Source organism: Streptomyces rhizosphaerihabitans, assembly GCF_025399795.1.
GTDB classification, from domain to species: Bacteria; Actinomycetota; Actinomycetes; order Streptomycetales; family Streptomycetaceae; genus Streptomyces; species Streptomyces rhizosphaerihabitans.
The window spans coordinates 138,551-164,417 of sequence record NZ_JAODTZ010000016.1 but is presented as its reverse complement, the minus strand read 5'-3'; the positions used below and the strand labels follow the sequence as shown (position 1 = coordinate 164,417).

General features: G+C 68.7%; 26 protein-coding genes. 11 read left to right on the top strand and 15 right to left on the bottom strand.

Annotation, left to right across the window (positions count from 1 at the left end; genetic code table 11):
• Positions 1-99: 99 nt before the first annotated feature.
• Positions 100-615, bottom strand: a complete 516-nt coding sequence (locus tag N4G66_RS18560; RefSeq protein ID WP_261705252.1) for a GNAT family N-acetyltransferase — start codon at positions 613-615, stop codon at positions 100-102.
• 158 nt (positions 616-773) lie between these two features.
• On the opposite strand from N4G66_RS18560, the gene N4G66_RS18555 reads away from it, so the two are divergent.
• A complete protein-coding gene (locus N4G66_RS18555) occupies positions 774-1,151 on the top strand; it encodes a VOC family protein (RefSeq protein WP_261705251.1) in 378 nt (125 codons plus the stop codon).
• 207 nt (positions 1,152-1,358) lie between these two features.
• Here N4G66_RS18555 and N4G66_RS18550 read toward each other — a convergent pair whose 3' ends face one another.
• Positions 1,359-1,703 carry a PadR family transcriptional regulator gene (locus tag N4G66_RS18550; RefSeq protein WP_261705250.1) on the bottom strand — a complete coding sequence of 115 codons (345 nt, stop codon included), beginning with the start codon at positions 1,701-1,703 and terminating at the stop codon, positions 1,359-1,361.
• 275 nt (positions 1,704-1,978) lie between these two features.
• Positions 1,979-2,428 (bottom strand): NUDIX domain-containing protein, encoded by a 450-nt coding sequence (locus N4G66_RS18545; RefSeq protein WP_261705249.1) that lies wholly within the window; start codon positions 2,426-2,428, stop codon positions 1,979-1,981.
• A 124-nt stretch (positions 2,429-2,552) separates the two neighbouring features.
• Here N4G66_RS18545 and N4G66_RS18540 point away from each other — a divergent pair, with 124 nt between their 5' ends.
• Positions 2,553-2,735, top strand: coding sequence for a hypothetical protein (locus N4G66_RS18540; RefSeq protein WP_261705248.1), 183 nt, complete (start codon positions 2,553-2,555; stop codon positions 2,733-2,735).
• Positions 2,736-3,472: 737 nt separating this feature from the next.
• Positions 3,473-4,294 carry an SAM-dependent methyltransferase gene (locus tag N4G66_RS18535; RefSeq protein WP_261705247.1) on the top strand — a complete coding sequence of 274 codons (822 nt, stop codon included), beginning with the start codon at positions 3,473-3,475 and terminating at the stop codon, positions 4,292-4,294.
• Positions 4,295-4,711: 417 nt separating this feature from the next.
• On the opposite strand, the gene N4G66_RS18530 is transcribed toward N4G66_RS18535, so the two are convergent.
• Positions 4,712-5,323 (bottom strand): hypothetical protein, encoded by a 612-nt coding sequence (locus N4G66_RS18530; RefSeq protein WP_261705246.1) that lies wholly within the window; start codon positions 5,321-5,323, stop codon positions 4,712-4,714.
• 377 nt (positions 5,324-5,700) lie between these two features.
• Between N4G66_RS18530 and N4G66_RS18525 the strand changes: the two genes are divergently transcribed.
• Positions 5,701-6,975 (top strand): aromatic ring-hydroxylating oxygenase subunit alpha, encoded by a 1,275-nt coding sequence (locus N4G66_RS18525; protein ID WP_261705245.1) that lies wholly within the window; start codon positions 5,701-5,703, stop codon positions 6,973-6,975.
• An 89-nt stretch (positions 6,976-7,064) separates the two neighbouring features.
• On the opposite strand, the gene N4G66_RS18520 is transcribed toward N4G66_RS18525, so the two are convergent.
• From N4G66_RS18520 to N4G66_RS18495, 6 genes are all read right to left on the bottom strand, one after another.
• Positions 7,065-8,279: an MFS transporter gene (locus N4G66_RS18520; protein WP_261705244.1), complete on the bottom strand. Its 1,215-nt coding sequence runs from the start codon at positions 8,277-8,279 to the stop codon at positions 7,065-7,067.
• Between the two features lie 419 nt (positions 8,280-8,698).
• On the bottom strand, positions 8,699-9,799 hold the full coding sequence (locus tag N4G66_RS18515; RefSeq protein ID WP_261705243.1) for a histidinol-phosphate transaminase: 1,101 nt from the start codon (positions 9,797-9,799) through the stop codon (positions 8,699-8,701).
• Between the two features lie 3 nt (positions 9,800-9,802).
• Positions 9,803-10,822: a 3-oxoacyl-ACP synthase III family protein gene (locus N4G66_RS18510; protein WP_261705242.1), complete on the bottom strand. Its 1,020-nt coding sequence runs from the start codon at positions 10,820-10,822 to the stop codon at positions 9,803-9,805.
• Positions 10,819-11,472, bottom strand: a complete 654-nt coding sequence (locus N4G66_RS18505; RefSeq protein WP_261705241.1) for an SRPBCC family protein — start codon at positions 11,470-11,472, stop codon at positions 10,819-10,821. The genes N4G66_RS18510 and N4G66_RS18505 overlap by 4 nt, the downstream gene beginning before the upstream one ends.
• Positions 11,444-13,297, bottom strand: coding sequence for a thiamine pyrophosphate-binding protein (locus N4G66_RS18500; protein ID WP_261705240.1), 1,854 nt, complete (start codon positions 13,295-13,297; stop codon positions 11,444-11,446). The genes N4G66_RS18505 and N4G66_RS18500 overlap by 29 nt, the downstream gene beginning before the upstream one ends.
• On the bottom strand, positions 13,294-14,310 hold the full coding sequence (locus N4G66_RS18495; protein WP_261705239.1) for a GlxA family transcriptional regulator: 1,017 nt from the start codon (positions 14,308-14,310) through the stop codon (positions 13,294-13,296). The genes N4G66_RS18500 and N4G66_RS18495 overlap by 4 nt, the downstream gene beginning before the upstream one ends.
• A 511-nt stretch (positions 14,311-14,821) precedes the next feature.
• Between N4G66_RS18495 and N4G66_RS18490 the strand changes: the two genes are divergently transcribed.
• The 4 genes from N4G66_RS18490 (at position 14,822) to N4G66_RS18475 (ending at position 17,200) form a co-directional block, all read left to right on the top strand.
• Positions 14,822-15,235, top strand: coding sequence for a hypothetical protein (locus N4G66_RS18490; protein ID WP_261705238.1), 414 nt, complete (start codon positions 14,822-14,824; stop codon positions 15,233-15,235).
• 301 nt (positions 15,236-15,536) lie between these two features.
• Positions 15,537-15,761, top strand: a complete 225-nt coding sequence (locus tag N4G66_RS18485; RefSeq protein WP_261705237.1) for a DUF7660 family protein — start codon at positions 15,537-15,539, stop codon at positions 15,759-15,761.
• A gap of 100 nt (positions 15,762-15,861) precedes the next feature.
• A complete protein-coding gene (locus N4G66_RS18480; RefSeq protein WP_261705236.1) occupies positions 15,862-16,185 on the top strand; it encodes a hypothetical protein in 324 nt (107 codons plus the stop codon).
• 259 nt (positions 16,186-16,444) lie between these two features.
• A complete protein-coding gene (locus tag N4G66_RS18475) occupies positions 16,445-17,200 on the top strand; it encodes a tetratricopeptide repeat protein (RefSeq protein WP_261705235.1) in 756 nt (251 codons plus the stop codon).
• A gap of 55 nt (positions 17,201-17,255) precedes the next feature.
• On the opposite strand, the gene N4G66_RS18470 is transcribed toward N4G66_RS18475, so the two are convergent.
• Positions 17,256-18,257, bottom strand: coding sequence for a hypothetical protein (locus N4G66_RS18470; protein ID WP_261705234.1), 1,002 nt, complete (start codon positions 18,255-18,257; stop codon positions 17,256-17,258).
• Positions 18,258-18,536: 279 nt separating this feature from the next.
• On the opposite strand from N4G66_RS18470, the gene N4G66_RS18465 reads away from it, so the two are divergent.
• Positions 18,537-18,887 carry a PRC-barrel domain containing protein gene (locus N4G66_RS18465; RefSeq protein ID WP_261705233.1) on the top strand — a complete coding sequence of 117 codons (351 nt, stop codon included), beginning with the start codon at positions 18,537-18,539 and terminating at the stop codon, positions 18,885-18,887.
• 110 nt (positions 18,888-18,997) lie between these two features.
• Here the strand turns inward: N4G66_RS18465 and N4G66_RS18460 are convergent, their stop codons facing one another.
• Both N4G66_RS18460 and N4G66_RS18455 read right to left on the bottom strand, forming a co-directional pair.
• Positions 18,998-19,822, bottom strand: coding sequence for an SDR family oxidoreductase (locus N4G66_RS18460; RefSeq protein ID WP_261705232.1), 825 nt, complete (start codon positions 19,820-19,822; stop codon positions 18,998-19,000).
• A 201-nt stretch (positions 19,823-20,023) separates the two neighbouring features.
• Positions 20,024-21,295 (bottom strand): phosphatase PAP2 family protein, encoded by a 1,272-nt coding sequence (locus N4G66_RS18455; RefSeq protein WP_261705231.1) that lies wholly within the window; start codon positions 21,293-21,295, stop codon positions 20,024-20,026.
• Between the two features lie 376 nt (positions 21,296-21,671).
• On the opposite strand from N4G66_RS18455, the gene N4G66_RS18450 reads away from it, so the two are divergent.
• Both N4G66_RS18450 and N4G66_RS18445 read left to right on the top strand, forming a co-directional pair.
• A complete protein-coding gene (locus N4G66_RS18450) occupies positions 21,672-22,472 on the top strand; it encodes a class I SAM-dependent methyltransferase (RefSeq protein WP_261705230.1) in 801 nt (266 codons plus the stop codon).
• Positions 22,473-22,841: 369 nt separating this feature from the next.
• Positions 22,842-23,753: an oxidoreductase gene (locus tag N4G66_RS18445; RefSeq protein ID WP_261705229.1), complete on the top strand. Its 912-nt coding sequence runs from the start codon at positions 22,842-22,844 to the stop codon at positions 23,751-23,753.
• A gap of 92 nt (positions 23,754-23,845) precedes the next feature.
• Here N4G66_RS18445 and N4G66_RS18440 read toward each other — a convergent pair whose 3' ends face one another.
• Positions 23,846-24,661 carry a spermidine synthase gene (locus tag N4G66_RS18440; RefSeq protein WP_261705228.1) on the bottom strand — a complete coding sequence of 272 codons (816 nt, stop codon included), beginning with the start codon at positions 24,659-24,661 and terminating at the stop codon, positions 23,846-23,848.
• 495 nt (positions 24,662-25,156) lie between these two features.
• On the bottom strand, positions 25,157-25,813 hold the full coding sequence (locus N4G66_RS18435) for a hypothetical protein (RefSeq protein ID WP_261705227.1): 657 nt from the start codon (positions 25,811-25,813) through the stop codon (positions 25,157-25,159).
• Positions 25,814-25,867: the final 54 nt, after the last annotated feature.

Genomic DNA, 25,867 nt, shown 5'->3' with positions numbered 1-25,867 from the left:
CACACTCCGGGCGTCGAAGCCCTGTACAGGTCCGCCGGTTCACCTGGGGAGCAGGGTCACGTTCGCCGGACGGCCGCCCGGACCGAGACACCGTTCGGCTCAATCCCGCGTGAGCCGGAACTGAGCCACCCGCAATCCGGGGGCGGGCTCGATGGTGCCCTCACGGGAGAAACCCAGACGCTCGTAAAGCGCCACTGCCGGAAGATTGTCAGCACCGGTACTGACCAGAACGTGCCCGCCGGGAACCAGGTCTGTCAGGAGATGACCGAGCAATCCTGAAGCCAGGCCGCGGCGGAACCATACGGGGTCGACGCACACGCGGTCGATGTCGAGAGTGTCCTCTCCCGCTGGCCTCTGCCAGGCGACGAAGGCGGCAACCTGTCCGTCGTCCGTCACCGCCCCGAGCCAACGCAAAGACCGGGCCCGCATCTCTTCTACGCTCTCCCGCAGGGCCGGGATGCCGTCGAAGCCGATCAGGTCAGCCTCGACCGCGTACGCACGGCGACCGATCCGGTGCACCGCTGCCGCCGTCGTCCCCTCGGCCAGATCCAACTCGCGCACGCTGAAGCCCTGGTGAATGTGCTCAGCGCGTTCAAGAGGCTCAGGAAACGACATCCCCCGATGCTAAACGACGCCGAAACGGAAACGTATGCTCCATATCTCCAACGTCAAGGATGGAACGCTCCTTTTGCACTCCTGTCGACCGGCTGATTCCCGTGGGCCCGGTAATCCAGCTGTAGATCGTGATCAGGCGTCGTGAGACGCTTCCCTTCGTGATCGCCAAGCTGCAGTGCGTGGTGCTGGACTGTGCCGATGTCCTTGAGCTGTCCCGCTTCTACCAGTCGCTTCTCGGCGGCGCAGTGAACCAGCCGGATCCGCGATGGTCGCTCGGCGAGGGCTGGGCGACGCTCCACACCGACGGTGGTTTCGTGCTGGCCTTCCAGCGCGTGAAAGACCATCAGCCGCCGCGGTGGCCGGACTCCACTCACCCCCAGCAGATACACCTCGACCTGGGGGTCACGGACCTGGAAGGAGCCCAGGCAGACGTCCTCGAGCGGGGCGCCACCCTGCTCGACGAGGGTGACGGAAAGCGGAGTTGGCGCATCTTCGCCGATCCGGCGGGACACCCGTTCTGTCTCGTGCGGGACTGACAGGGACGCCGATGGGGGCGGCCACCGGTGAGCAGCTTCGGCTGTCCCCTCCGTCCCCGGACAACGACGCCACCGACTCAGGACAGGCACGAAGGTCAACCTCTCCTCGCTGCACCCCCCGAACAACACGTTCGCTCACCGGCAGATCGTCATCGGACGGGCGTTGATCCCCGCGCCTGCTGCGCCACGTCCGTAACCGCGCAGGGCTCATGGCACTCCGCCGTCGGTGGGACGAGCCGCCGCCCATCCCGGCAACGACTGCTTGCGGGACCGGTAGTCGCGCGCCAGGGCGTCACGGGCCTGTTCGGCGCCGTCGTGCGTGATCCGGTAGAAGCGCCGCCGCGGTCGGCCCACCTCCTCGTGCACCGCCGGGTCCTCCCACGCGCTGTCCACCCAGCCGACCTGTCCCAGACGGGCCAGGATCGGATAGACCGTGCCCGAGGGCAGTCCCGCCAGCTCGCACAGCTCCAGGCCGTACCGCTGCCTCGCGGGATCCTCCAGCAAAGGCCGCAGCACCAGTTGGGTCTGCAGGGTCATCCGCAATGTCGCCACACTTGCACTCTATATAGCCCATATACAGCCTATCCAGAGATACCGCAGGCCACCACAGCTCTCAACACGGCTGTGCAAAGCCTCCGTTCAGACGTCCGCCATGCCCCCGCCCATGTCCCAGGGCCCGTCAGTGCGTGGAGGAAGTTCCACATCCCGCAGGCCTGAGCGACTACCCCCGCGGGGTCGGACTGCCACAGCGGCCCGACCCGCCGCATTCCCTGCTCTGGTCAGTCCTGGCCTTCTGGTCTTCTGGTCTCCTGAGCGGGAGGGCAGGGTCACACCGCGTCCAAGTCCATCAGCAACTGCGGCCAGGTGGCCGCGAATCCGGGGTGGAGCGGAAGCGAGTCGGTCTCGGCAGGGGTGCACCACCGGTAGGCGACACCTTCGCCGTCGCCATGGCGTGGAGAGAACGACTCCATGACGTCCATGACGAGCGTGTGGTAGGCCCATCCGCCGTGGTCGTCCACGAAAGTGCGGACGTGGCGCAGTGCCGGAACAACGCCGAGTTCCTCCCCGAACTCTCGCCGGGCCCCCTCCCGCGGGCTTTCACCGGCCTTCAGCGCTCCGCCCGGAATGCTCCAGGTGCGGCGATGATGGACTCTCCAGGAACGGCGCTGGAGCAGGAACCGACCGTCCTGGCGCAGGAGCAGTCCCGCGGCGCCGTGCGGGCCCCAATGACGGCATCCGCGCCGGTCCCTGACGTATCCGCGGCTGCTGTCGGCCATGCTGCCTCCCGTGCGTGGTGCCTGCCTGGGCCGGACAGGCTGAACAGACTTCAGTACCGAGTGCCATCCTGCAATGCACAGCGTCCCGCCATGGACAACAGCGACGAGAAGGAGATTCATCAAGGTGAAAACAGCTGTTGTCATTGTGCTCTGCGTGTTGGCGGTGGTTCTGATCGTGGCCGTGGTGGGGTTCTGCCTCCTGCTGGACCTCCTGGAGGAGCGACGCGTCGATGACGCGGCACGGCGTGGCGCGGAGGGGCCGCGTTCGGGCGAGCGCGACCGTCAGGAGCGGCCGGAGGAGAAATGAGCGTGCGCGGTCCTCAGCGCGACGCCGCAATTCGTTCCCCACGCCATCTCCACCATGGTTCGGTTGGTGGCGCGCGTGGTCATCAACAGGAGCGCAGCCCGGCCGACGCGGCCGGCCACGATGCCCAGAGCGACCACACCCGATGACAACACCCAGTCGCACCAGGCGACTTCAAGCAGATCTTGTCGCAGCCTCATAGGCCGTGAGTCCCCGCAACAAAAAGACCCTGCCCGGACAACACGGGACAGGGTCTTCACAGAGCGCCGGGCAGGCCTTGCACCTGCATCTCCCCGCAGGAAGCGGGACGTCTTTCCTTGGACCACCAACGCATCGCGAACCAGGACGACTTCCACCGACCAGCTCAAGATCAATGTTAGCGCACGCCCTGGCTCGCACAACACGCCGACCCGTAGGGCTCATGTGCCTCATGCGGCAGCACCGCGGGAGTCCCGGCCGGCGTCGGTGGACGGTGCGCGGGGGCGGCCAGGGCCGGCAGCCGTGCCGGGCCAATTCGAACGAACCGGTCTGCCTGCTGTTTCAGCGTGCCTACGATGCTGTCGTGCGGAATATCAAGGCGCTCAAGGGAGCCGCTCTCCGGACGCTCGCCGAGTCGGCCCGGCGACGCTCGAGGCGGCAATCGCAGGTCCCCGTCGTCGGAGCCGACCGGTTCCTCGTGGTGCGATGAACCGCTGTGGATCCAGGGCGAAGACCCGTCATACGTAGCCGAGGAGAATACGTTGTTACCTGAGTCAGGTCGAGGGTCGACGCCCATCGATACCAGCAAGCCGCACCCTGCCCGCATGTACGACTACTACCTGGGGGGCAAGGACCACTACCCGGTGGACGCCGAGGCGGCTGAGCAGGTACTGGGCCACACCCCGGACGCCCGCACCTTCGCCCGCGCGAACCGACTGTTCATGCACCGGACCGTGCGCGTCCTGGCCCGCGACCACGGGGTGCGGCAGTTCCTCGACATCGGCACCGGCGTGCCGACCGAGCCCAACCTGCACCAGATCGCGCAGGCGGAGGCCCCGGAGTGCCGGGTTGTCTACGCCGACAACGATCCGATCGTGCTGGCCCACGCGCGGGCACTGCTGCACGGTACCCCCGAGGGCCGGGTCGCCTACCTGCAGGCGGACGTGCGTGAACCGAAGGCCGTCCTGGAGTCCGACGAGACCCGGACGACACTCGACTTCGACCAGCCGATCGCGCTGAGCCTGTGCGCCCTGATGCATTTCGTACCGGACGAGCACGGCGCGTACGAGATAGTGCGGGAACTCATCGAGGCGCTGCCGTCCGGCAGTTTCCTCACCCTCAGCCACGGCACCACCGACTTCGACCCGGAGGGCATGGCCCGGACCCAGGACGTGTACGTCCGTGCCGGCATCCCGATCCAGCTGCGGTCCGGGACCCGAATCGCCCGGTTCTTCGACGGGTTGGAGCTGCTGCCGCCGGGGCTGGCCGTAACGCATCGCTGGCACCCGGAGCCGGACCAGCCGCTGGCCGGCATCACCGACGCCCAGGCCGGCTTCTACGGCGGAGTGGCCCGCAAGCCGTGACCGCGCGCCGTCCCGCCCGCCAATCCAACCTCCCCCGGACTCCGTTGCCGACCTCGATTCCGGGGAACCTGGATCCCGGACGCTCGGGCACCACCGCCATTCACCGCTGCGGCGTCTGCGAGTGCCCGATCGAACAGGGCGGACTGCGTCAGGTGTGGATCTCACTGCGCGTGGCCACCGACGTATTGCCACTGCTTGTCAGTGCCTGCTCATCGGCATGTGTCGCCGCACTCCCCGGCGGTGCTCGTGACCACCCTTCACCTCACGAGGGCGGCCGAGTCGACCAGTGAGCGACCTGGATCGAGGTCCGCCTGACCTGGTCCGCCTGCGTCGGTGGGTGCGGCTTCCTCACCAGGTCATCGCGCGGCGTGGATGCCGCGTGGCCCCGAGCGACACTGCGCAGCGTCCGGGCCGCGACTACCGATGGCCTTGCTGTCTGCGCTCGCTGCGCCGCAGCGCGCGGCGCTGCTTTCCCGGCAACGTGGCGGCCAACTCGCCCACCGGGGAGACGTCGTGGCACTCGCCGTCCCCGCTGCCCCGGCACCACCACACCGGCGGGCCGTCCGAGTCCGTTTCGCCCCCGAACCAGTCTTCAGTGGTTCCCGCAGGGCGGGGGTGCATTCCGGTCTTGTGTTCCCGGCAGACGGGCCAGACCTGCCGGAGCAGTTCCATGACGGTCGCCTGCACGGCATCCGCGACCACGGTCAGGACCGTCCTGGCATCGTCCGGCTCCGGCGGGTCGCCCTCCTCCAGATCACACGCATTCACCGAGTCGCCGTGCCAATGGCCATCTGGCAGCGCCACGTAGATCTGATCCCCATCGATCGCGCCCCGGGACGTCGGCTCCCCTTGCGGGACGACCGTCAGTACCAGCGCGTCCTGACCCGGCAGTGTTGCCATCAGGTCGCGGTTGACGACCGTGAGCGCAGCCTCCGACTTCGGCCACTGGCCCGGGTCGGCTCGCCTGGGCTGCGGGCCGTGCTGCCTGTCCTGATCGGGACCGATGCTGAAATACGAGAAATAGCTCACCGAGGCGTCGTCCCAGCCATGCCGTCCTACCCACCTCGTCCGTCGACTGCCTCACCGCGATTGGCCTGCCCGCCTCACCGCGATTGGCCTGCCTGAGGCGCGACCGACTCGACGGAAATCTCAGTAGCGGCATCAGGCCCCGGCCGCCTCGGCGCGGGCCTGCCCGGCTGCGACACCAACGCGCTTCTGCGGTTGACGACCGGGGTGCCCCCGGAGACCGTAGGGAGGTGGAGCCCCTGCGGCGGCGGGCGGATCACCCCCGTCGGCGGCGGCTGTCCGCAATGGCGTCGCGGGCGGGCGGGACACCGAGAACCTGGTGGGCGGGGTCCCCGACCGCACGACACGATCTCCCGCGCGAGCGCAAAGGACCACAACCCATGACCGAGGCCCGACCCAGCGGCTCCGGAGCAGGCCACCAGCAGAACCGGTCGGCCACCACCGGCCCGGTGGCGTATCCGCCCCATCGCGTGGACGGCCGACTCAGGGACCTGCCCGGTCCGGTCCCCGACCTGCGGCGGATCGGTATCTCCCCGGACCACTGGTATCCGGTGGCGACCTCCCGGAGCGTGCGGCGCAACCGGACGTTCGCGGCCGTGTTCGCCGGTCAGCGGATCGCGCTGTACCGGGGGCGCAGCGGCACGGTCCACGCGTTGGAGGACCGCTGCGCGCACCGTCAGGTACCGCTGAGCATGGGTGTGGTGGAGGGTGACATTCTGCGCTGCTGCTACCACGCCTGGGCCTACCGGGGCGACGGCCGCATCTCGCAGATCCCCTACCTGCCCAAGGGCTGCGAGCGACCGCCGCGCGGGGTGCGTTCCTACCCGGTCCGAGAAGCCTACGGCCTGGTGTTCGTGTTCCCCGGAGACCCGGCTCTGGCCGCGGCGGCGCCGTTCCCGCTGCTGCCCGAATACCATTCGGCCGCCCATCGCACCATGACGTTCTCCCGTACCGTGCGGTGCCACTACTCCTTCATGCACGAGAACCTGCTCGACATGAACCACCAGTTCCTGCACCGGAGTGTGCTCGGCAGGATCCGGCCCGAGCTGCTCGGGTACGAGACCGGCCCACGCCACGTCGAGGCCCGGTACCTTTTCGTCCCCGCCGGAGGGCGCAAGGACCGGGGCGCGGGTCTGCTGTCCGCGGAGGGGATCGGCGGCCGGGACAGGCCCGACGTCATCACCATCCGCACCGAGTATCCGTACCAGACCCTGCGGGACGTCCCTGAAGGCACCGGCCTCCCGGTGTTCTCCCTCTGGGCCGCCTACGTGCCGGAGGACGCGGAGCAGCGCGTCAACCACGCCTACGGCCTGCTGACGATCGCGAAACCGTCGGTTCCCGGGGCGCTCCAGCTCGCCTGGCCGCTCATCCGCCGCTTCACCGAGCGGGTCTTCACCCAGGACCGCACGGCGGTCGAGGCCGAACAGCGTGCCTGGGACGAACAGGGCGAGGACCGCAACCACGAGGTGTTCCCGCTCATCCTGGACCTCCGCGACGTGCTGCGCAGCAATGGCGTGCCGCTGGGCCCGGACCAGGCTTCCGGATGTGCGCCGTGCGGGTTCGCCGCCCCGTCGCACCACGCCGGCGTCACGGACCATGCCGGGCCGATGCAGTCCGCCGACCCGGCCGCGGAAGGCGCCGTCAGGTCCGAGTAGACCCGACGGCCTTTCGTCCGAGCAGTCTCAGCGTTCTGTCGTCCGAGCAGTCCCAGCGCCCTTTCGAAGGTCGGTCGAAGGACAACGCGTCAGTCCGCAATGCCGACGCGTGCCTCTGGTTCGGCCGCGGGCGATGCTTGCGCGATCACTTCGGAGCGTCGGTAGCCCCGTTCCATGAGACCGCCCGTGAAGGCGAGGCCGAGACCGGCCAGGGCGAGAGCCGCGCCGACCAGGTTGGGGGAGGCCCAGCCCCAGCCCGCCGAGATGACCAGGCCACCGAGCCAGGCACCACCCGCGTTGGCCAGGTTGAAGGCGGAGTGGTTCGAGGCCGCCGCCATCGTCGGGGCGTTCTTCGCCTTGGACATCAGGAGCATCTGAACCGGCGTGGTGATGAGGGAACCCATGGCGCCGATGAACGTGATGGTGATCAGGGCGGGCACGGTGCTGTGGACCGTGAAGTAGAACGTCGTGAGCGCCGCGGCGAGCAGGACGAGCCCCCAGTACATCGTCGGGCGCAGTGCGCGGTCCGTGAGCGGTCCGGCGATCAGGGTGCCGAGCGTCATCCCTACGCCATAGAGCGCGAGTACCCAGGTGGTCGAGGAGCCGGCGATTCCGGTCAGGTGCGTGAGCATGGGCACGAGATAGCTGTAGACGGCGAAGAATCCGCCGAACCCCACGACGGCCGTGGCGAGGCCGGTGGCGACCTGCTTGTTGCCCATGGCCCGCAGTTCGTGCCGGATGCCGGACTGCTGCCCGCGCGGCTGGTGCGGGACGAAGGCTGCCACTCCGGCCAGGGCGACGAGGCCGATGACAGCGACGGCGCCGTACGCGGACCGCCAGCCCAGGTGCTGCCCGAGGGCCGTACAGGCCGGAACCCCGACGATGTTGGCGATGGTGAGACCGAGGAACATCTTCGACACGGCGCGTGCCGCTCTCTCCGGGGCGACCAGTCGTGAGGCGACGACGGCGCCCACGCCGAACAGCGCCCCGTGCGGCAGACCTGCCAGGAAGCGTGCGGCGAAGAGCGTGCCGAAGTCGGGGGCGAGCGCGGACGCCATGTTGCCCACCACGAACAGCCCGGTCAGGAGCAGCAGCAGGCGCTTGTGCGGGACGCGCGCGCCGATACCCGTCAGCAAGGGCGCGCCGACGACGACACCGAGCGCGTAGGCCGATACGACGTTGCCGGCGTGCGGCACGGACACACCGATCCCGTGAGCGATCTGGGGCAGCAGCCCCATCGTGGCGAACTCCGTCGTGCCGATACCGAACGCGACGACTGCCAGGGCCAGCAGAGCCAAGGGCATGGTGCAGGAAAACCTTTCGAAGACAGCGGGCCAGGGCATGGAAGCAGACAGGATCGAGATCGTTGACGGTTCTCGTGTCCAGTCGTACCGAGCACCATCGCCCGGAGCACCCCCAGAACAGGGCGAGCCCGTAGCGAGTGCAGCAATGCCGAGGGGCCATACATTCCAAGATCGACCTGCGGCTTGCCGCATCGGGCAGGGCCCGGTCCCCCAGGCTGTGGCGGTCGGCCCCGGCCGGTGAGAAGGATAGCCGCTGCGGCTACGGCACCCTCCTCGGCAGTCGCTGTCGCATCCCCCGCCGCAACGGCAGCCGGGGTATCTGGGGGAAGCCGCCCCGCCGGGGCATGAGCTCGTATCCGGTGACAGGCTCATGGCCGACGGTCGTGCTCTCGTCACCAAGGGACTTGCGCGCGACTCGTTCAGACCCGGGGGCGACCTCGTACACGACTCGGATCGCCGACAGGGCGTCGTGCCGACGCGGCCACCGATGAGACAGCGTCGAGGTCCCGCGATGCGAACCCGTGCGTGGGCAGTCCCGCCAGTGCGGCAAGCACCGTGTCGTTGGCCTTCCGGCTGCCGACGGTGACCCGCAGGCCCTCGCCGGGATAGTGGCGTGTCAGGACGCTCGCGTCGGTGAGCGCCTCGGCGCCCTCGTCGATCGGATCGGGCGCGGCGAGCCAGACGGAATTGGCGTGGCCGGGACGTACATGCCAGCCCAGGTCGAGAAGTTCGTGCCGGAGCCGTTCGCGTTCGGCGACGATGGTGTCCACGCGTAGACGCAGCTCGCCGTGGGCGCGCAGGGAGGCCTGAACCGCTGCGGTCGCCACCGCGTTGATCCCGAAGGGCAGCTGTTGCCGGCGGATCCGATCCACCAGGGCGGGGGCGCCGAGGCCGTAGCCGATCCGCAGGGCGGCGAGTCCGTAGGCCTTGGAGAAGGTGCGCAGGACCAGCACGTTGGGGTGCGTGCCCAGGAACGTGGGCATGTCCGCCACGCCGGTGTCGTCGGCGAACTCCACGTATGCCTCGTCGAGGAGCACGGTGATGTGTCCGGGAACCCGGTGCAGGAACGCCGACAGGGCGTCGACGGTGATCCGGCTCCCGGTGGGGTTGTGCGGATTGCACACCACTACAACGCGGGTGCGGTGGTCGAGCGCGGCCAGCAGGGCGTCCAGGTCCTGCCGGCCGTCCGGCGTCAGGGGCACGGGAACGGGTTCGGCGCGGACCATGGTGGCCAGCAGGGGATACGCGTCGAAGGTGCGCCAGGCGTGGACCATCGTGTCGCCCGGCTCCATCACCGCCTGAAGCGACTGCAGCGCCACCCCCACCGATCCGCTGCCGACCGCGACGCTGTCGGGTGGCACCCCGCACCAGGTGGCGATCCGCTCAGCGAGGTCGTCGGGATAGAACTCCGGGTACCGGTGAGCTTGTGCGACGGCCCGCCGCATCGCCTTGCGCACGGAGGGCAGCGGAGGGTACGGGCTCTCGTTCAGGGCCAGTCGGTGCAGTGCGGGAACGCCCATGGGTCAGCCCCGCCCGCCGTGCCAGCGGACGGCGGCGCCGCCGGCGAAGTCGCCGGCGTGGGCGAATCCCCCCAGTACCACCAGGTCACCGTCCTTCACCTGACCCGAGCGGATCGCGTGGTCCAGGGTGACCGGGATCGCCGCTCCGAAGAGGTTCCCGTACTGGTCGAAGGTGTTCAGGTGCCGTTCGGCGGGCAGTTGCAGCGCCTCGCGCCAGTTCCGCAGGAAGGTTCGGTTCGGCTGGTTGGTGACGAGGACGTCGATGTCGCCGGTCGCCACGCCGAGCCGCCGGCACAGGTCCGTGATCACCTCGGGAACGAGGCGGTTGCCGCGCGCCAGGACCTTGGCGACGCTGGCGTCGGTGAACCCGATCCGAAGCTGTGACTCTCCCGGTTCCCAGTACTTGCGGCCGTCGTCGACCGCCACGGTCATGTCCCCGGCGTAGTCGCCGATGTGCCGGGTCTCCACGTCGAGGACCGGGGCGCCGGCCGATGTCGTTACGAATCCCACCCCGCAGCCGTCGCCCGGGATCGCGGCCTGCGCGAGCCTGCGCACCTCGGACTGGGTGAAGCACTGGCCCGCGGCGCTCTGCGCGTTGCAGATCAGCGCGGTCTTCGCATCGGTGGTGCTGAGGATCTGCCGGGCCAGCTTCAGCATGTACACGAAGGAGGCGCAGCCTGCGTTGGCCACATCGACGAGCCACTCCGGGTTCAGCCCCAGTCGGCGTGCCACCTCGGTACCGGCACCGACGAACGGCAGATCCGGCAGCTGGCTGTGCACCAACAGCACGTCGACACTCCGGATCTCGTCCCTGCCGTGCCGTTCGATCAGGGGCTGCACCGCACGCTCGACCATGTCCGCGTTGGTCTCGTCCGCGGCCACGTGGTGCCGTGACGGCGGGACCTTGAACATGGGGTGGTTTCGGAGCTTGTCCTCCGCTCCGGGGTAGTCGGTGTAGAACTCCGCGGGGACCGGTTTCCCGGGAAGGTAGCTCGCGACGTCGGTGAGGCTGACCGTGGTCACTGTGCCACCGCCTTCACCGGAGCGACGCTGATCGGAAGTCCGTTGCGGTGGCGGTGTTCCAGGATCGCCTTGAGGTTGTTCATCTCCACGGTGTGCCCCGCGTAGAAGAGGTCCCAGTAGTCACCCACCCAGGGCCGGTCCGGGCGGGGAGCCAGGCCGGGGTGCGGGTTGTTGTCGTAATAGGGGTGCCGGCAGTTGGTCCAGGTGATCACCGATCCCGGCTTGTCGAGCACCCGGCGGGCCGGTACGACACGCATCAGGTAGATCATCCACAGTTTGTCGCCCTGGTCCCAGGAGCAGTGGTAGTCCACGGTCATGGCCTCGGGGTTGGCGACCACCTCGCAGTAGATCCTGGTGTCGTCCTCCAGCCGGTCGTGGCCGACCCACAGACCCGGTGTGCCGGAGGGAGCGAAGTCCCGCAGGCTGCAGGTCCACTCCTCCAGGTGGTGGCCCTGGCGCAGGTAGTCGTAGACCAGTTCCGGGGGACAGTCGACGTACTCGTGGATGGTGCAGTACTGCCCGTAGACCTGGTGGTGGGGGTAGACGGCGTGGGTGAGCTCCATGCAGTGGGCGGTCAGCTCGTCCCTGCCGGGGTTCTCGATCCGCATCAGGCCGGGGATGTCAGCCAACGTGGACGACTCGTCGCTCATCTGAACTCTCCTTGCTGTCGGCGTGCTGGGTACTGCCGGTGGCTTCGGCGAAAGGCTGGAAGGGGAGGAACGGAGGGACCTCCTCCGGGTCGCAGTCCAGCGCGACGAATGCGGGGCCGATGCCCGTGTTGCCGCGCAGCAGCGCGTTGCGCAACTGCGCCGCGTTCTCGGCACCGGTGACGTCGAGGGACGGGAAGGCGGCGGCCACCCCGGCGGCGATGTCCGTCCGGCGGAACAGGTCGTCGCTGCGGACGCCGCCCTGAAGGAACTCCTCGCGCAGCACGCACATGGCGTGGGCGTCGTTGTTGAAGATGACGAACGTCACGGGTGCGGCGTACTCCACGGCGGTGTGCACTTCCATCCCGTGCATGAAGAAGGACCCGTCACCGGCGAGTACGTAGGTACGTCGCCCGGTGGCGAGGGCGGCTCCGATACCGGCACCGAAGGTGTAACCCATGCCCCCCATACCGAGCGCCACCACGAAACGGCCGTGGCGTGGTGCCGGGAGGAGGTGGACCGCGCTGGCGCCCGCGTTGCCGGCGTCCACGAAGACGTGCGCGTCCTGAGGGAGCGCCGCCTGAACCGCGGCGACCGCCTGGGGGTAGGGAATGCTTCGCCCCCTCGCGGCCGAGGAAGCCGGGCCCGCCATGACGGTGGGAAGGGGACCGGAATGCTCGGGGCAGTCCTGTGGGCGTGACGGGAGCCGGACGGTCACCGCGCGCAGCGCGTCCCGCAGGTCCCCGCCCAGTGCCGTGGCCGACACGAACGGCGGCTCGGGCCCGAGGCATACGACGTCCGTGGCGGCCAGTGCCTGCTCCAGCCCACCGCGTGCCAGGAGTGGCAGCCGGGTACCGACCAGCAGGCACACGTCGGCCCGCCGCAGACAGTCTTCGACGTTGGCGTGGCCCATCACTCCGGCCACACCCGCGAACCGGGGATCACGGTTGTCGAAGACGTCCTTGGCGTCCGGGGTGACCGCCACCCATGCCCCGAGGCTCCGGGCCAGTTCGGCCAGTTCAGCACGCGCGTCTGCCGCGGCGACACCCTCACCGGCGATGACGAGGATCCTGTCCGCCCTACGAAGGATGTCCGACACCTTGGCGAGAGCCGCACTGTCGAGCCGTATCGCCGGTGCCGTCGGCGCCGGTATCGGCAGGTCATGTGCGGACGCCGGTGTCGGCCCGCCCGATGTCAACGCCGGTGCCGGTATCGGCCCGCCCGATGCCTGTGCCGGTGCCGGCACCTGGTCGCGGCCGGGCAACCGGATCCGTGCCTGCTGCACGTCCTTGGGCAGCAGCAACACCGCTGGACCGCGCGGATCGGCCTGTGCCGCCGCCAGCGCCCGCGGCAGCAGTTCCACGAACGAGTCCGCGTCATCGACCCGGGCGCAGAACCGGGAGATCGGCCTGAAGACCTCCCCGGCGTCGAACGAGTCCCCCTTGCCGCTGGTGTCCTGGAACGCTCCGTGGCCTTCCTGGCCGGTCGGCGGCTGGCCCACCAGGGCCAGCACGGGCACCCGGGAGGCGTACGCCTCCGCCAGACCCGGTACCAGGTTCATCGCACCGCCGCCCGAGGTGGCGGCAACAACGCCCAGGCGCCCGGTGGTTCGGGCGTAACCGTCGGCCATCGTGACGGCCGAGAACTCGTGCTTGGCGACGACACCGCGGACGGTTCCCCCGCGGTGAACGGCGTCATACAGGTCCTCGATGTTCGCGCCGCCGACGCCGAACACATGGGTGACGCCCGCCCTCGCGAGCTCGTAGGCCACATAGTCGACCAGGCGTACCGTTCCTGCCTCGGGCTCGTCCGAGGTGGTGATGGTCATGCGGGACTCCTGTCCGTCTCGTGGCGCCGGTCGATGAGGCCGGATGACGTGATGACCTGAAAGCGGTGCCGGTACTCCTTCGGGGTGACTCCCAGGGTTCGTCCGAAGGAGCGGAAGAAGGTCTCGGGGGCGCCGAATCCGCAGCGGCCGGCTATCTGACCGATCGGCAGATCGGTGGTCTCCAGCAGCTCGCGCGCACGGGAGATGCGCGTGCGCTCGACGTACTGGCCAGGGGTCGTGCCCACCTCGCGCCTGAAGACGCGGGCGAAGTTGCGCGGGCTCATGTTGGCCCGCTGGGCCATCTCGGCCACGGGTAACGGGTTGTGCAGGTTCTCCAGAATCCACTCCTGCGCGGTCCGGATCGGCGGATGGTCGGCCAACTGGGCGTCGAGCATCGCGCTGAACTGGGACTGCCCTCCATGCCGTTTGAGGAAGAGCACCAGAAACCGTGCCGTCTCCAATGCGAGTGCCGCACCGTGATCGGCCTCCACCAGGGCCAGCGCCATGTCGATCCCGGTCGACACGCCCGCCGAGGTCACGAAGGGGCCGTCCCAGACGAAGATCGGCTCCGCGTCCACCGTCACGGCCGGATAGCGGCAGGCCATCGCCTCGCTGTACGCCCAGTGCGTGGTGGCGCGTCTGCCGTCCAAGAGGCCTGCCTCGGCCAGCAGAAAGGATCCGCCGCACACAGAGGTGACCCTGCGCGACCGGGCCGCCGCCGCGCCGATCCACGAGACCAGCGCCCGGTCCCGAAGCGCTTCTCCGACACTCCATCCGCCCGGAACGAGGAGGGTGTCGACGGGACCCTGCCCCGCCTCCAGCGGCAAGGCTCCCACGATCAATCCTGAACTCGTGCGCACCAGTGGCGCGTCGGCGGAGACCACCTCGATCCGATAGGGGGCCGCCGCCGGGGGAAGGAGCCGGTTGGCGACATCGAACACTTCAATCGGTCCGGTGATGTCCAGCGCCATGGCACCCGCGTACACCAACACAACAACACGTCGCTCTGCCACGGTCACAGCCTGTATTGGACCTCACACCGACCGCAATGACAGATTAATGACGCATACGGCCAACACGCGGCCGCCGGATGACCAAGAGGGGCTACTGGCCAGGCAGTTCGTGCACGGGAACCGACCGTGCCGGGTGAGGCAACTCACAGGCGATCAGGTGCTGATCAAACCGGACGAGGGGTTCCGTGTCGCCGGCCGGCTGATCTCCCAGGCGTCCCCCCGGCCAGGAACTCGGGACGTGCGGGCACCAGCAGCGTGAAGGTCGTCGGGTCGCTGTTCGCCAGGCCCAGTCTGCCGACCTGCTCATGTGCTCCGGCCGGTCCGGTTCCTCGCCGATCGCCTCGCGCGGGACATCGTGCTGCGGACCGAGCGCGAACCGCTCGCTTTCCGGAACAGGCAAGATCACGATTGAGGCAGGAGTGTGGACCCGGTGAAGGATTCGGGGTTAATTTGTGCCGCCCGACTCTTCGCGCACGGTGTCGTTGCCGGTCAGGGCTCCGAGGGGGTTGCCGTGGAAGACACTCCGAACGCTTTGCCGGAGGACTATGAGAGCGACCCCGAGTACCTGGCCATCATGGCGAGACTTGAGAAGCCCTGGTGGAGACGGTCGGCCGTACTTGTGACGGGCGGCATCGCCATTGTCGCCGCGGTCTTCTTCGCAGGCGTATGGGTCGGGTCCTCCGACGGCAGTTCGGGCACGTCGTCCCCGGACCCGTGGGTGCAGGGTCAGCTGGATGACCAGTCCCGGAACAACCAGCCGCAGGACAACCAACCTGCCGGGGTGACCGCCGCTCAGAAGTCCCAGCTCCTGAGCAGGTTCTGCACCCAACAGGCCGGGGGCCCGTACGACGTGTCGGAGGCTGCGCTCCTGGAGTGCCTCAACACCTACTACGTCACGGATCAGGGCCAGGTCCTGCCGAAGTAGTCCTGGGCGCCGACTGCGTCACGTAGTGCGGGCATGTTGTGCGGACAGGGAGTCGAGCGGGCGCCGACGGTGCTGTGGGAGAGGCCACGACGTCCTCCGCCTCCCCATAGGGTCAAGATCGCGCGCCGACCTGCGGAAAGTCCGGACAGGAGGCTTCCCGGAGGCAGGGCGTGGACACTGGCGGCGAGGTCGCTGGGCGGGCTGACGCGATGGACCTGCGGTGTGCTCGCCGCGTATGTCCTGCCGACCGAGCCAGGGTCCAGCCATGTCCAGCGACGCGCCCGATCCATTCAAGGAAGTCATGACGCGGGAATCCCTCGCCGCCGTGATCTACAGCCTGTGCGACGACTTTCACCGCCGGGGCGAGGAATGGGAGAACCGCACCGTCGAGGAATACCTCGGTGCGCCGGCCGCGTGGATCACGGACTCGTCCGGCTGGTACCGGAACTCCGACAAGGAGATGCCGCCGGACGGCGACTGGACGTTCTTCGCTCGGGCGCTCTGCGCGGCCGTCACCTACGAGTAACGGGATGGGACGTCGTCGATATCGGTATCTGGTTGTCGGCCCCGAGCGTTTCCGGTGGTGGGTCAGCCATCAGCATGTGCCGGCTTCGGACCCTGGCCAGGTGGTCGGACCCTCGTGCCGCGAGGTGCTCACGTTCGCGCGCGAGGGCACGCGGGGCATGATCCGCGTCGTCTTCGGTTCGGGTCCCGATCGCGTGGTGGGCGGCGGTGGTTGGGGTGCTCACGAGGGAGGGGTCGGCCGGATCAGCGGGGGCTGCCTCGACCTCCACAGGCCCGCGACCGTAAGAGCGTTGATCGACGAGGTCCTGGCGGACGGGCAGCACTTCGGGCACGCCACCCATGTCGACGGGTGGCAGTTCTTCGACGCCGCGCTCACCCGCCTGCCACCGGAGCCTCCGGAGGCGTCGCGCGATCCATCCGGATGACCGTCTCGAATCGTGCCCTTGGACCGCACTGCGATCGGTACCCGTCACGTCGCCGCAGCGGCCACTGAAAACAGGTCACGATGGCGATCCACGTCGACCGCCGAGCGGGCTTTCCGACGACCAGGCCTACGATTGTGCCGACCGGCAAGCCATGGCATCGGTGAGGCCCGACGCACCGGGACGACGTACGGGAACAACCGGCTTGTCCCTCACCGTCGATACGGCCCTCATCGCGAGGCTGTGGAGGAACGAACCGCACGTGCCCGCCGAGGCAGGCCAAGACGCGAAAGGCAGCGACGTGGTGCAGTGGCAGGGGACCAACTTCACCGTGGACGGCCATGAGCCGACCAACGCCGACGAGTACTACCAGATCGGCCTGCACTGCTGGAACACCGCGCAGCACCCCGGTGCGGAGGTCTTCTTCCTGGAGTCCGCGGCGTCCAGGGGCCACAGTGCCGCGATCGAGCTGCTGGGGCACATCGACTATGTACAGGGACGGTACGCGAGCGCGGTGCCGCGCCTGCGGCGCAGCGGCGGTTCGCCGCGAGCGACCTTCTACCTCGCCTCGCTCTACCACCACGGCTGCCCCCAGGCGGGCATCGTGGAGTCGTTGGACGAAGCAGCCCGCTGGTATCACGCCTCGGCCGAACTGGGCGAGCCCGAAGCGATGCTCGCCCTGGGCGACCTGTACCTGGAGCGGCTGCTGCCTCTCACCCGGGCCCCTGCAGAACATGCCCTGGAGCAATTCCTCGCGGCCGCCGCCCGCAACCACCCCTACGCCCAGTACCGTGCCGCGGAGGTCTACCGCACCCTCTACCAGGACAGCGAACGAGCCGCCGTGATGTACCAGTCCTGTGTGGACAACCCGAGGACCGAGCGCCACGCGCTCGGCTCGATGATGATGCTTCAGAGTCAGGCGCACCTGCGGGAGATATCAGCCGTCAGGACAGCCCGCCTGCAGCAGCAGCGGCGTGACAACGTCAACCCGGCGCAGCGCCGAGACGACTTCTACTGAGGCCCCCTGCCACGGGCCTGACCCACGACCGCCCGCAGCGACGTGCTCCGACCCGTCAGCTGCACGCCAGGATCAACGAGAAGACTGCGACCGCCCGCACCAGGTGTTCCGTTTCCTCGGTCTGGGCCACCAGTGCGCCCGGTACGCGGGTCGGTTCCCAGGAAGCCGGGTCCGCGGGTTCGTGCGGCTCCGCCTCCCACAGGCGCCCGACCTCCTCGGTGCTGACCGCCAACCTGGCGCACGCATCGGCGGTGGCACCGAGGACCTGCGCCAGCGGGCCTGCGCTGCCCCGGCCGTCGATCGGCAGCGTGCCGGCTGCGCTGGACAGGGCCGCGGCCGTATCGGCCAGGCGCGACGCCCGTTCCAGCCAACTCGGTGACGGGTGCCCGTACGCGGCGGACGTCTCGGCCGGTGGTTCCCAGTCCCGGCCGATCCGTGCGCCGACGGACCGTTCCTGGTCGCTCGGCTGCCATGCCCCCTGCTCCCGCAGATCGTCCGCCCGCCCCATGGCCCGGCGAGCCAGGGCAAGGGCCGCCGGCCAGTCGCCGAGCTCCCAGTCGGGCGTCGCCCGCAGCTCCCGGACGCGGTAGCCGACCGTCACAGGCGCCCCGGCGGGGCGCGGCCGCGGTGGATCGGCCGAGACATGGGACTCGAGTACGGGCCTGATTCCGGCCACCGATGCGGCGCTGCCGACTCCGATCGCAGCGTCGCGGGCAGCGGCGGGCAGCAAACCTGTGTCCAAGGGGTCGGCCCCCTGGACGCAGTACCGCATGGCATCGGTCAGGGGGACCTCGTCGACCAGGATCCCGGTCTCGTAGGCGGCCCGCCACAGCAGCAGGCCCACCGTGGTGTGCCGGGCCGCCCCCCACGGCCATTTCACCCGCGGACCGGGATCCGCGTAGAACCGCCGGGGTACCGGCGCGCCGAAGCCGAGATCGCGCTCCTCGTGCCAGGCGACCAGCAGGCGTGCCTGGTGACAGGCCCGCTCCCACGCCCCGCAGTCGTAGGCGACCTGGTGCCCCGACTCCCACCCCTCCACGTCCACGTGCGTGTTCACGGGGCGAACCGTACCCGGCCCGCCTGGGCGCACGCCCCTCGTGGATCCACTCTCGAATTTCGTCACCCTGAGTCCCTGTCGAGCCCCTGCCGTTCCTCCGCCGGGACGCACGGCGGTGAATACGGATTTCGAATTCCTTCGGTGCGAAATGTGTGACGGCGACATCCGGAAGGCGAGGCGAGCGACGTTCCGCGAATGGGTCATCTAATCTGGATGACGCCTGTGCGATTCCCCGGTTCTGCTGCGGAAGAGCGCGGAATTTCGATGAGGGAGCCGTTCATGAGTGACAACATCTGGGGCTACCACCCGGCCTCCGGGCACATCGTGGGCACCGATCTGATCGGGTACAAGGTCGAGGCCACCGACGGCGCCATCGGGAAGGTCGACAAGCATGCGGACGACGTCGGCTCCTCGTACCTCGTCGTCGACATCGGTGTATGGATCTTCGGCAGGCATGTCATGTTGCCCGCCGGCACGGTGAAGAAGGTCGACCGCGACGAGCGGAAGATCTACGTCGCGCTCACCCAGGAACAGATCAGGGAGTCACCCGAATTCGACAGGGCGAAGCATGTCGGCGATGCCGACTATCACCAGCAGGTCGGCGGCTACTACCAGAGCCACCGCGCCTGACCTCTGGGCACCGGGCGACAGGTGGGGCGACCGGAGACACTCCGATCGCCCACGTTCCTTTGCGCCGCACAGGGTCCGGTCACTCGCTCCGTGCCGAGTCCGGCCGCTGCTCAGCCCTGGGCCAACTCCGCCACCGGCTGCCACTTCTCCCATGACGCCAGACGCTGCTCGTAGTCGGCCTTGGCGATACCCAGCGGTGCCGAACCGAAGAAGCAGCGCAGCGGCGGCTCTTCGGCGTCCACGATCTCCAGCACCGCCGCGGCGGACGCGCGCGGGTCGCCCGGGGTTCCGACGCGCTTGCGTCGCTGTTCCTGTACTTCCTTGTGGAAGTCGGCATACGCCGGCAACTGCTGGGACGTACTCGCCGAAGATCCGGCCCAGTCGGTGGCGAACCCGCCGGGCTCGATCAGTGTGACCTTGATGCCGAACGGCGCTACTTCCTGTGCCAACGCCTGGCTCATTCCTTCGAGCGCCCATTTCGAGGCGTGATAAATGCCCACCAGCGGGAAGGCGCTGATACCGCCGATGGAGGAAACCTGCAGAATGTGGCCGCCGCCCTGCTCCCGCAGGAACGGCAGCGCCGCCTGGGTGACCCACAACGCCCCGAACAGGTTGGTCTCCAGTTGCGCGCGCGCCTCCGCCTCGGTGAGCTCCTCGACCATCCCGAAGTGGCCGTAGCCGGCATTGTTGACCACCACGTCGAGCCGCCCGAACCGCTCGTGCGCCAGCCTCACCGCGGCGAAGTCGGCGTCGCGGTCCGTGACGTCGAGTTGCAGGGGCAGCAGCCGCTCTCCGTACGTTTCACGAAGATCACCCAGCGTCGACAGGTCACGCGCCGTCGCGGCCACCGAATCGCCGCGTTCCAGTGCGGCAATCGCCCACTCCCGCCCGAAACCACGTGAGGCGCCGGTGATGAACCAGATCTTCTGTGTCATGGAGTGCTCCTCATGAAACCCGTCGTCCACTCGGTCACCACGTCGCGACGCGGTGTCTCATCCACCACCCAACACCCTTGAGTGGGCTCCAAGACAACTCCAGACTTCCCGGGCGCGGCCCGCCACCGGCTCCAGCCCCCCGTCCCAGAAGGCCTCCGCGGCCGGTCCAAGGCGTTTCGACAGGTTGTGGGCGGACAGCGGTCACACCTGTACGAGTTGCGGTTCCGGTTGCTGCGCCGGTACGGCCTTCGGATTCCACTGCTTGGTGGTCCGCACGTAGCCGTACACCACTGAGGCCATCGCCAGAAGAAGGCTCGGCCCGAACACCCAGGGATGTCTGGCCATCTCCAACGGCAGGTAGCGATACGACACCAGGAGCACGGAGAAAACAATGGCGCCGTAGCTCACCAGCCGGATTCCCGAGCGGTCCCAGCCGCGGTCGAACGATCGCATAGCCGCCTCGACCGTGAGCGCGAACACCACGCCGGCAACGAGATCCGCGCCGTAGTGGTAGCCGAAGCCCAGGGTTGCGGTGAGCGTGCCGACCAGCCAGAACGTTCCCGCGAACCGCAGAATCCGTGAGGCCTCCCGGGAATGGATGAAGAGCGTGGTGGCCCAGGCCGTATGCAGGCTGGGCATGCAGTTGCGAGGAGTGACCTCGTCGAACAGCATCTTGTGCGGGGCACCGATCGGCGGTGCCGTCTGCGGCCACAGGTTGGCCGCCGCCCAGTGCCCGCCTTCGGCACCGTAGGCGAAGACCGGTCCTGCCACCGGGAAGATCATGTATATGACCGGCCCGAGCAGGCCGATGACCAGAAAGGTGCGCACCAGATGATGGCCCGGGAATCGGCGCTCGACCGCCACCTTACGCAGCTGGTACAGCGCGAAGACGGCCGCTGCCAGCGGGAGCTGACCATAGACGAGGTGGAGAGCATGGCTGCCGATCGGCCCGGTGGCCGCGACCATCCGGCCTGCCACCCATGACGGGTTGCCCAGCGCGTGATCGGCTGTTGCCACGTACGGGTCGAGGACGGCCGGTCGCGTCTTCGATGTGATGAGCAACCAGGTGTCGCCGGTCTTGTGGCCGGCCACCAGGAGCAGGCCCAGCCCGACACCCTTCAGCAGCAGGACACGTTCCCGGCCCGTGCGCCGCGTGACGGCGATGAACGCATAGGCCAAGATCACCCAGAGCGCGCCATTGCCGAAGCTCATTTTGGCGTCGACCGCCCACCGCACCAGCACGAAGACAACGTCGATACCGAGCGCCACAGCCACAGCGATGGCCCGTTGCCGCCAGGTGAGCACCACCATCATCAACGCCAGGCCGGCATACAGCAGCGGCCCCGAGGTGGGGGCGACTATCACCTCCCGCGCCTGGTTGGTCATCGGCCCCGGCAGGCCGTAGTGACGCGCGACGATCTCCATCGTGACGAGGAATACGAAGGCCACCACACCCGCCACGACCCACAGCATCGCCCGTGGTTGACGTCGTGCGACGAACGCAATTCTGTTGTTTATTCGCGAAAGCATTCGCGATGATATAGATATCAACTAATTGGCCGATTTGTTAGATATTGGTCAAATGACTCACCCTTCACGCTAGATGGCGTGTTCTTCTAGTGAAGGACGGACGATCAGGGTAATCGTCGTGAGTTCGATCATGTTATGAGCGTTACGGGCGGGTTTCAAGGGTCACAGCCGGTGCAAAGGTCAGCCGATCCTGTGATCAACATCTGCCGTGCGGCCCGAAAGCTGTCACCCTGGCCGTAACCGATCTTCAATGCTGAGGAGTTCGCATGGCACGGACCGGCAGGAGAGGTACAGGAGGACCGAGGCTGGAGGGCCGGTCATGACCGGCCCTCCAGCCTCCGGCGGCCATTACGGACAGGACCTGTTCGAGCCGGAGCACCCCCAGGAAGCCGAGCGCATCGACGCGGCGGCGCTGGTCTACGACCCTGTCACCACGGGTCGTCTGCGCGCTCTGGGCCCAGGGCCGGGCAGCCGCTGCCTGGAAGTGGGGGCCGGAACGGGGACTGTGGTCCGCTGGCTGCTGGAGGAGGCGGGCGCCGCGGAGGTGGTCGCACTGGACCGGGACACCGCCGGTCTGGACGACCTCGCGGGTCCGCGGATGCGGGTGGTCACCGCCGATCTGCGGGACGAGAGCCTGGACCTGGGCGGCTTCGACCTGATCCATGCCAGGTTCGTTCTCATGCACCTGCCCGAACGCCGTCGGCTCGTCTCGCGTCTCGTGCGATGGCTGAACCCGGGCGGCCGGCTGCTGCTCGGTGATGCCGTGGAGGTGCCGAATGCCCTGGACACCTCGTCGCCCTACCGACGGACCATGGACGCCATGTGGCAGGCACTGCGGTCGACCATCGGCACGGACACGTCGGGCGTCCCGGCATATCCGCACTTCCTGAGAGAGGAAGGCCTCCAGAACGTCGCCGGTGAACTCTTCTGCCCGCCGCTGGTCGCCGGCAGCCCCCTGGCTCGTTTCTGGTCCGAGACGTGGAACCGGATGCGGCCCGCCCTGGAGGAAACCGGGCGGGTGGACGCCGCCGACATCGACGACGCACTCGCCTACCTGGCCTCACCCCAGCTCGCCGAACTCGGCCCCGGCCTGATGATGGCCTGGGGGCAGCGCCTCTGAGCCACGGACACCGGCCGGCATCGCCGACCGGCCGACGTTCGCCCCGCGACGTTCACGCCGCGGCCCGCGCGGAACGGGTCCGACGAGAGACTCGCCCACCCGGCGGTCGGTGGCAGGTCCCGGACGCTGCTCCGTGGTGGCGTCCGTATATCTTCCAACGCGACACGGTGCCAACTCGTTCCAGTTCTCCATGTGACTCTTCCCGCCCGGTTCATGCCTTCTTTTCGTAGTGAACGCGACCTCATACTCCGAGGTCGGCAGAGGCGGCGAACCGCGGTAGCCCTTGTTGGTGCCGGACAGGGTCCCCCGCCCTCGCCGAAGGATCAGAGCATCTTCAGTCGCTCCAAAGTCGTAAGGAAGGCCTGAATCTTGATCTCGGAGACGACCACCGCGGCGGCCGCGGGCACCTGGAAGCTCGGCGACCGGGAAGTCAACCGTCTCGGCTTCGGCACGATGCGCCTGACGGGGAACGGCATGAGGGGGAGCACCGATGACGCCCCGACCGACCGCGACCTCGCGGTCAGGGTCCTGCGTCGCGCGGTCGAGCTCGGCGTGAATCACATAGACACCGCCGCGTTCTACTTCTCCCCGTTGCGCTCCGCCAACGAGCTGATCAACCGGGCGCTTGCCCCGTACCCCGATGACCTGGTCATCGTCACCAAGGTCGGACCGGGGCGGGATCCGTCGGGTGAGTGGCTGGCCTCGGCCACGCCCGAGCAACTGCGCGGGCAGGTCGAGGAGAACCTGCGCCAACTCGGCCGCGACCATCTCGATGTCGTCAACCTGCGCAGGATGGACCAGGACTCGATCGCCGAACACTTCGGCGCCCTGGCCGAGTTGCGCGACGCCGGGCTCATCCGCCACCTGGGCATCTCCAGCGTCAAGCCCGAGCACCTCGCCGAAGCCCAGGCCATCGCACCGGTGGTCTGCGTGCAGAACTGGTACGGCCTCGACCACCGACTCGCTGATGCCAACGGCCTACTGGACAGCTGTGGCGAGCAAGGTATCGCGTTCGTACCGTACTTCGCGATCTCCGGAGACCGGCGCGAGGCGAGTGCGAGCGACACGCACGACGACGAACTGCTCGCCGTCGCGCGCGCACACGGCGCGACGCCCGCGCAGGTCCGGCTGGCGTGGACACTGCACCGTGGACCACATGTACTGGCCATCCCGGGCACGCGCGACCCCGACCACCTGATCGAGAACGTCGCCGCCGGTGCGCTGCGGCTCTCGCAGGACGACCTGGCCCGCCTCCAGCCCCTCCACCGGAGTGGAGTCTGAGGCCGGCCACGCGAACCGGCCAAGGTCGTCCCACGTCCAGACAGTCCGGCCCCCAGCCCCGTTCGGGGTGGTCGCAGTCCGCCTCGGGGCTGTCAGCCGTCGCGCCTTCGGGCGACGTAGACGGTGTTGGCCGAGGTCCCGCCTTGTAGTGGATTGTCGAAATCCACTACGTGCGCGGCGGTCTCCGCGAAGACTTCCGCGAGCACCGAGCTGAACTCCTTGTCCGGTGGGTCGTTCGACCACAACGCGAACACGCCGCCGGGATACAGCAGTTCGGCAAGAGCCGTCAGACCGGCCCGGGTGTAGAGCACGGCGTGGTCGGGGTGCAGCACATGACGCGGCGAGTGATCGACGTCCAGCAGGATCGCGTGGAAACGGCGGCCAGGAGATTCGGGGTCCAAACCGTGCGGCGCCGCACCGGCGCCGTCGGCAGCCTTGTCCCCCGTCGGCACCGGAGCGTCCGCCCCCGCACCACCGGCAGACGACGGTTTCCCCGCCACGCTCCCAGCAGTCATCGCGAAGAAATCCCCGCGCACCAGGCGGCATCTGGGGTCCGACGCCAGTCCCGCTCCCAGCGGCACAAGCCCGCGACGGTGCCAGTCGATCACTTCGGCCAGGGTGTCGACGACGATGAGCGAACGCACACGCGGATCGTCCAGCGCCGTCCTGGCCGTGTACCCGAGACCGAGTCCACCCACTACGACGTCGAGCGGGCCGTCGGACAGCTCCGCCAGGCCGAGCCGGGCCAGCTCGACCTCGCCCGTGGTGAAGAGACTGGACATCAGGTACTCGTCACCGAGCTTCACCTCGTACACGTCCTCGCCCGACAGCGGATCTCGCCGGCGACGCAGGCTGATCTCGCCCATGGCCGTCGGCCGCCAGTCGATCTCCTCGAAACGTGCGCTCATCCGATGCCCTTCTCCCCAACCTCGTCCCACCAGCGCGGGCCGAGGGACAGCCATCAGCGCCGACTGCCACGGCCGGTTCGAGATGCGGAACCAACAGCCACCGCACCGTCCGGCTCGGGCCCGACGCTTTGGAGGATCTTCACACGGAGCGCTTCTGACGGGGTGCTCAAACGGCCGTACGGCACCGGATCGAGTCCGTCTGCCTGCTCCGGCCTCGCCGGAGGACCGCCTCACGCCCCAAAAAAACCACCTGCACCACCCTTCTCGTGCCGTCGCGACGGCACGAAGGTGCCTGGGATCGCGGGACAGGAACGGGCGGACCGCGCGGCACGGTGCGTGGCCCAGCGGTCGGCCTGCCCGACGAGAGCGATGGCGAGGCCCTCGCAGTCGGCAAGTCCTTCGGGGCCGCGCACGGTCGTACTCCGCTCATCCCCCGGAGCCGACGGTCATCGCGGACAGGGACAGCAAGGCCACCTGCCCCTGCGCGCCGCCGAGTCAGGAGTGCGGGGCGGCCTCGCTGATGTCCTGGTGCATATGGCCCATGAGTTCGCCCATCTCGCGGACGTCCGGACTCGGGGTGTCGGCGTTCCGTGCCGCACGGCGCAGCCAGTCGGCGGTCGTCAGGGCGAGTGCGGTGGCGTCCTCTTCGCGGTTGTCCCCGAGGAGTTCCTCGATCCGGAAGGCGAGACCGCCCAGGGTTTCGTCGTTCGTCTCCGGCGTCAGGTAGCCGCGCAGGCCGACGGGGTACGGGTCCTGAGCTCTGGCGTGCCGCACAGCCGCGAGTACCGCCGGGTCGTCGCTGTACTGGTCGAGGTGGCCCAGGAGGACGTAGATCCGCGCGATCAGCCGTGCTCGCCCGGGGTGACGGTCCAGCCAGGCCATCAACTCCGGCTGGCCACCGAGGTGGTCGATGACCGGAGTCAGTGCCTCCACCGACTTGGTGGGGAGATCCCAGTGGTGCGGAAGAAGCTGGGCGACTTCGTCGGCGAGCGTCGCTTCGTCCTCGGCACTGAGCGTACCGGCGATGAACCCGCTGGCCTTCAAGCCGTCCAGGGTGAACCCGTCCGGCCCCGCCTGCTGGGTGCGGCCCGAGGAACCGTGCCGTCGGCGCAGCAGTTCACCGACGCTCTTGAGGAGCGGCTTGTCGTGCACGAAACCTCCTGGTGAATGCGCTCAAGGGCCTCTCGTCCGGGACAGGAACCGCGG

Bases quoted from the DNA above. Each gene is read 5' to 3' on its own strand.
- N4G66_RS18560 (WP_261705252.1), bottom strand. From the start codon at position 615: ATGTCGTTTCCTGAGCCTCTTGAACGCGCTGAGCACATTCACCAGGGC.
- N4G66_RS18545 (WP_261705249.1), bottom strand. From the start codon at position 2,428: ATGGCCGACAGCAGCCGCGGATACGTCAGGGACCGGCGCGGATGCCGT.
- N4G66_RS18525 (WP_261705245.1), top strand. From the start codon at position 5,701: ATGACCGAGGCCCGACCCAGCGGCTCCGGAGCAGGCCACCAGCAGAAC.
- N4G66_RS18520 (WP_261705244.1), bottom strand. From the start codon at position 8,279: ATGCCCTTGGCTCTGCTGGCCCTGGCAGTCGTCGCGTTCGGTATCGGC.
- N4G66_RS18515 (WP_261705243.1), bottom strand. From the start codon at position 9,799: ATGGGCGTTCCCGCACTGCACCGACTGGCCCTGAACGAGAGCCCGTAC.
- N4G66_RS18505 (WP_261705241.1), bottom strand. From the start codon at position 11,472: ATGAGCGACGAGTCGTCCACGTTGGCTGACATCCCCGGCCTGATGCGG.
- N4G66_RS18500 (WP_261705240.1), bottom strand. From the start codon at position 13,297: ATGACCATCACCACCTCGGACGAGCCCGAGGCAGGAACGGTACGCCTG.
- N4G66_RS18485 (WP_261705237.1), top strand. From the start codon at position 15,537: ATGACGCGGGAATCCCTCGCCGCCGTGATCTACAGCCTGTGCGACGAC.
- N4G66_RS18465 (WP_261705233.1), top strand. From the start codon at position 18,537: ATGAGTGACAACATCTGGGGCTACCACCCGGCCTCCGGGCACATCGTG.
- N4G66_RS18460 (WP_261705232.1), bottom strand. From the start codon at position 19,822: ATGACACAGAAGATCTGGTTCATCACCGGCGCCTCACGTGGTTTCGGG.
- N4G66_RS18455 (WP_261705231.1), bottom strand. From the start codon at position 21,295: ATGCTGTGGGTCGTGGCGGGTGTGGTGGCCTTCGTATTCCTCGTCACG.
- N4G66_RS18450 (WP_261705230.1), top strand. From the start codon at position 21,672: ATGACCGGCCCTCCAGCCTCCGGCGGCCATTACGGACAGGACCTGTTC.
- N4G66_RS18440 (WP_261705228.1), bottom strand. From the start codon at position 24,661: ATGAGCGCACGTTTCGAGGAGATCGACTGGCGGCCGACGGCCATGGGC.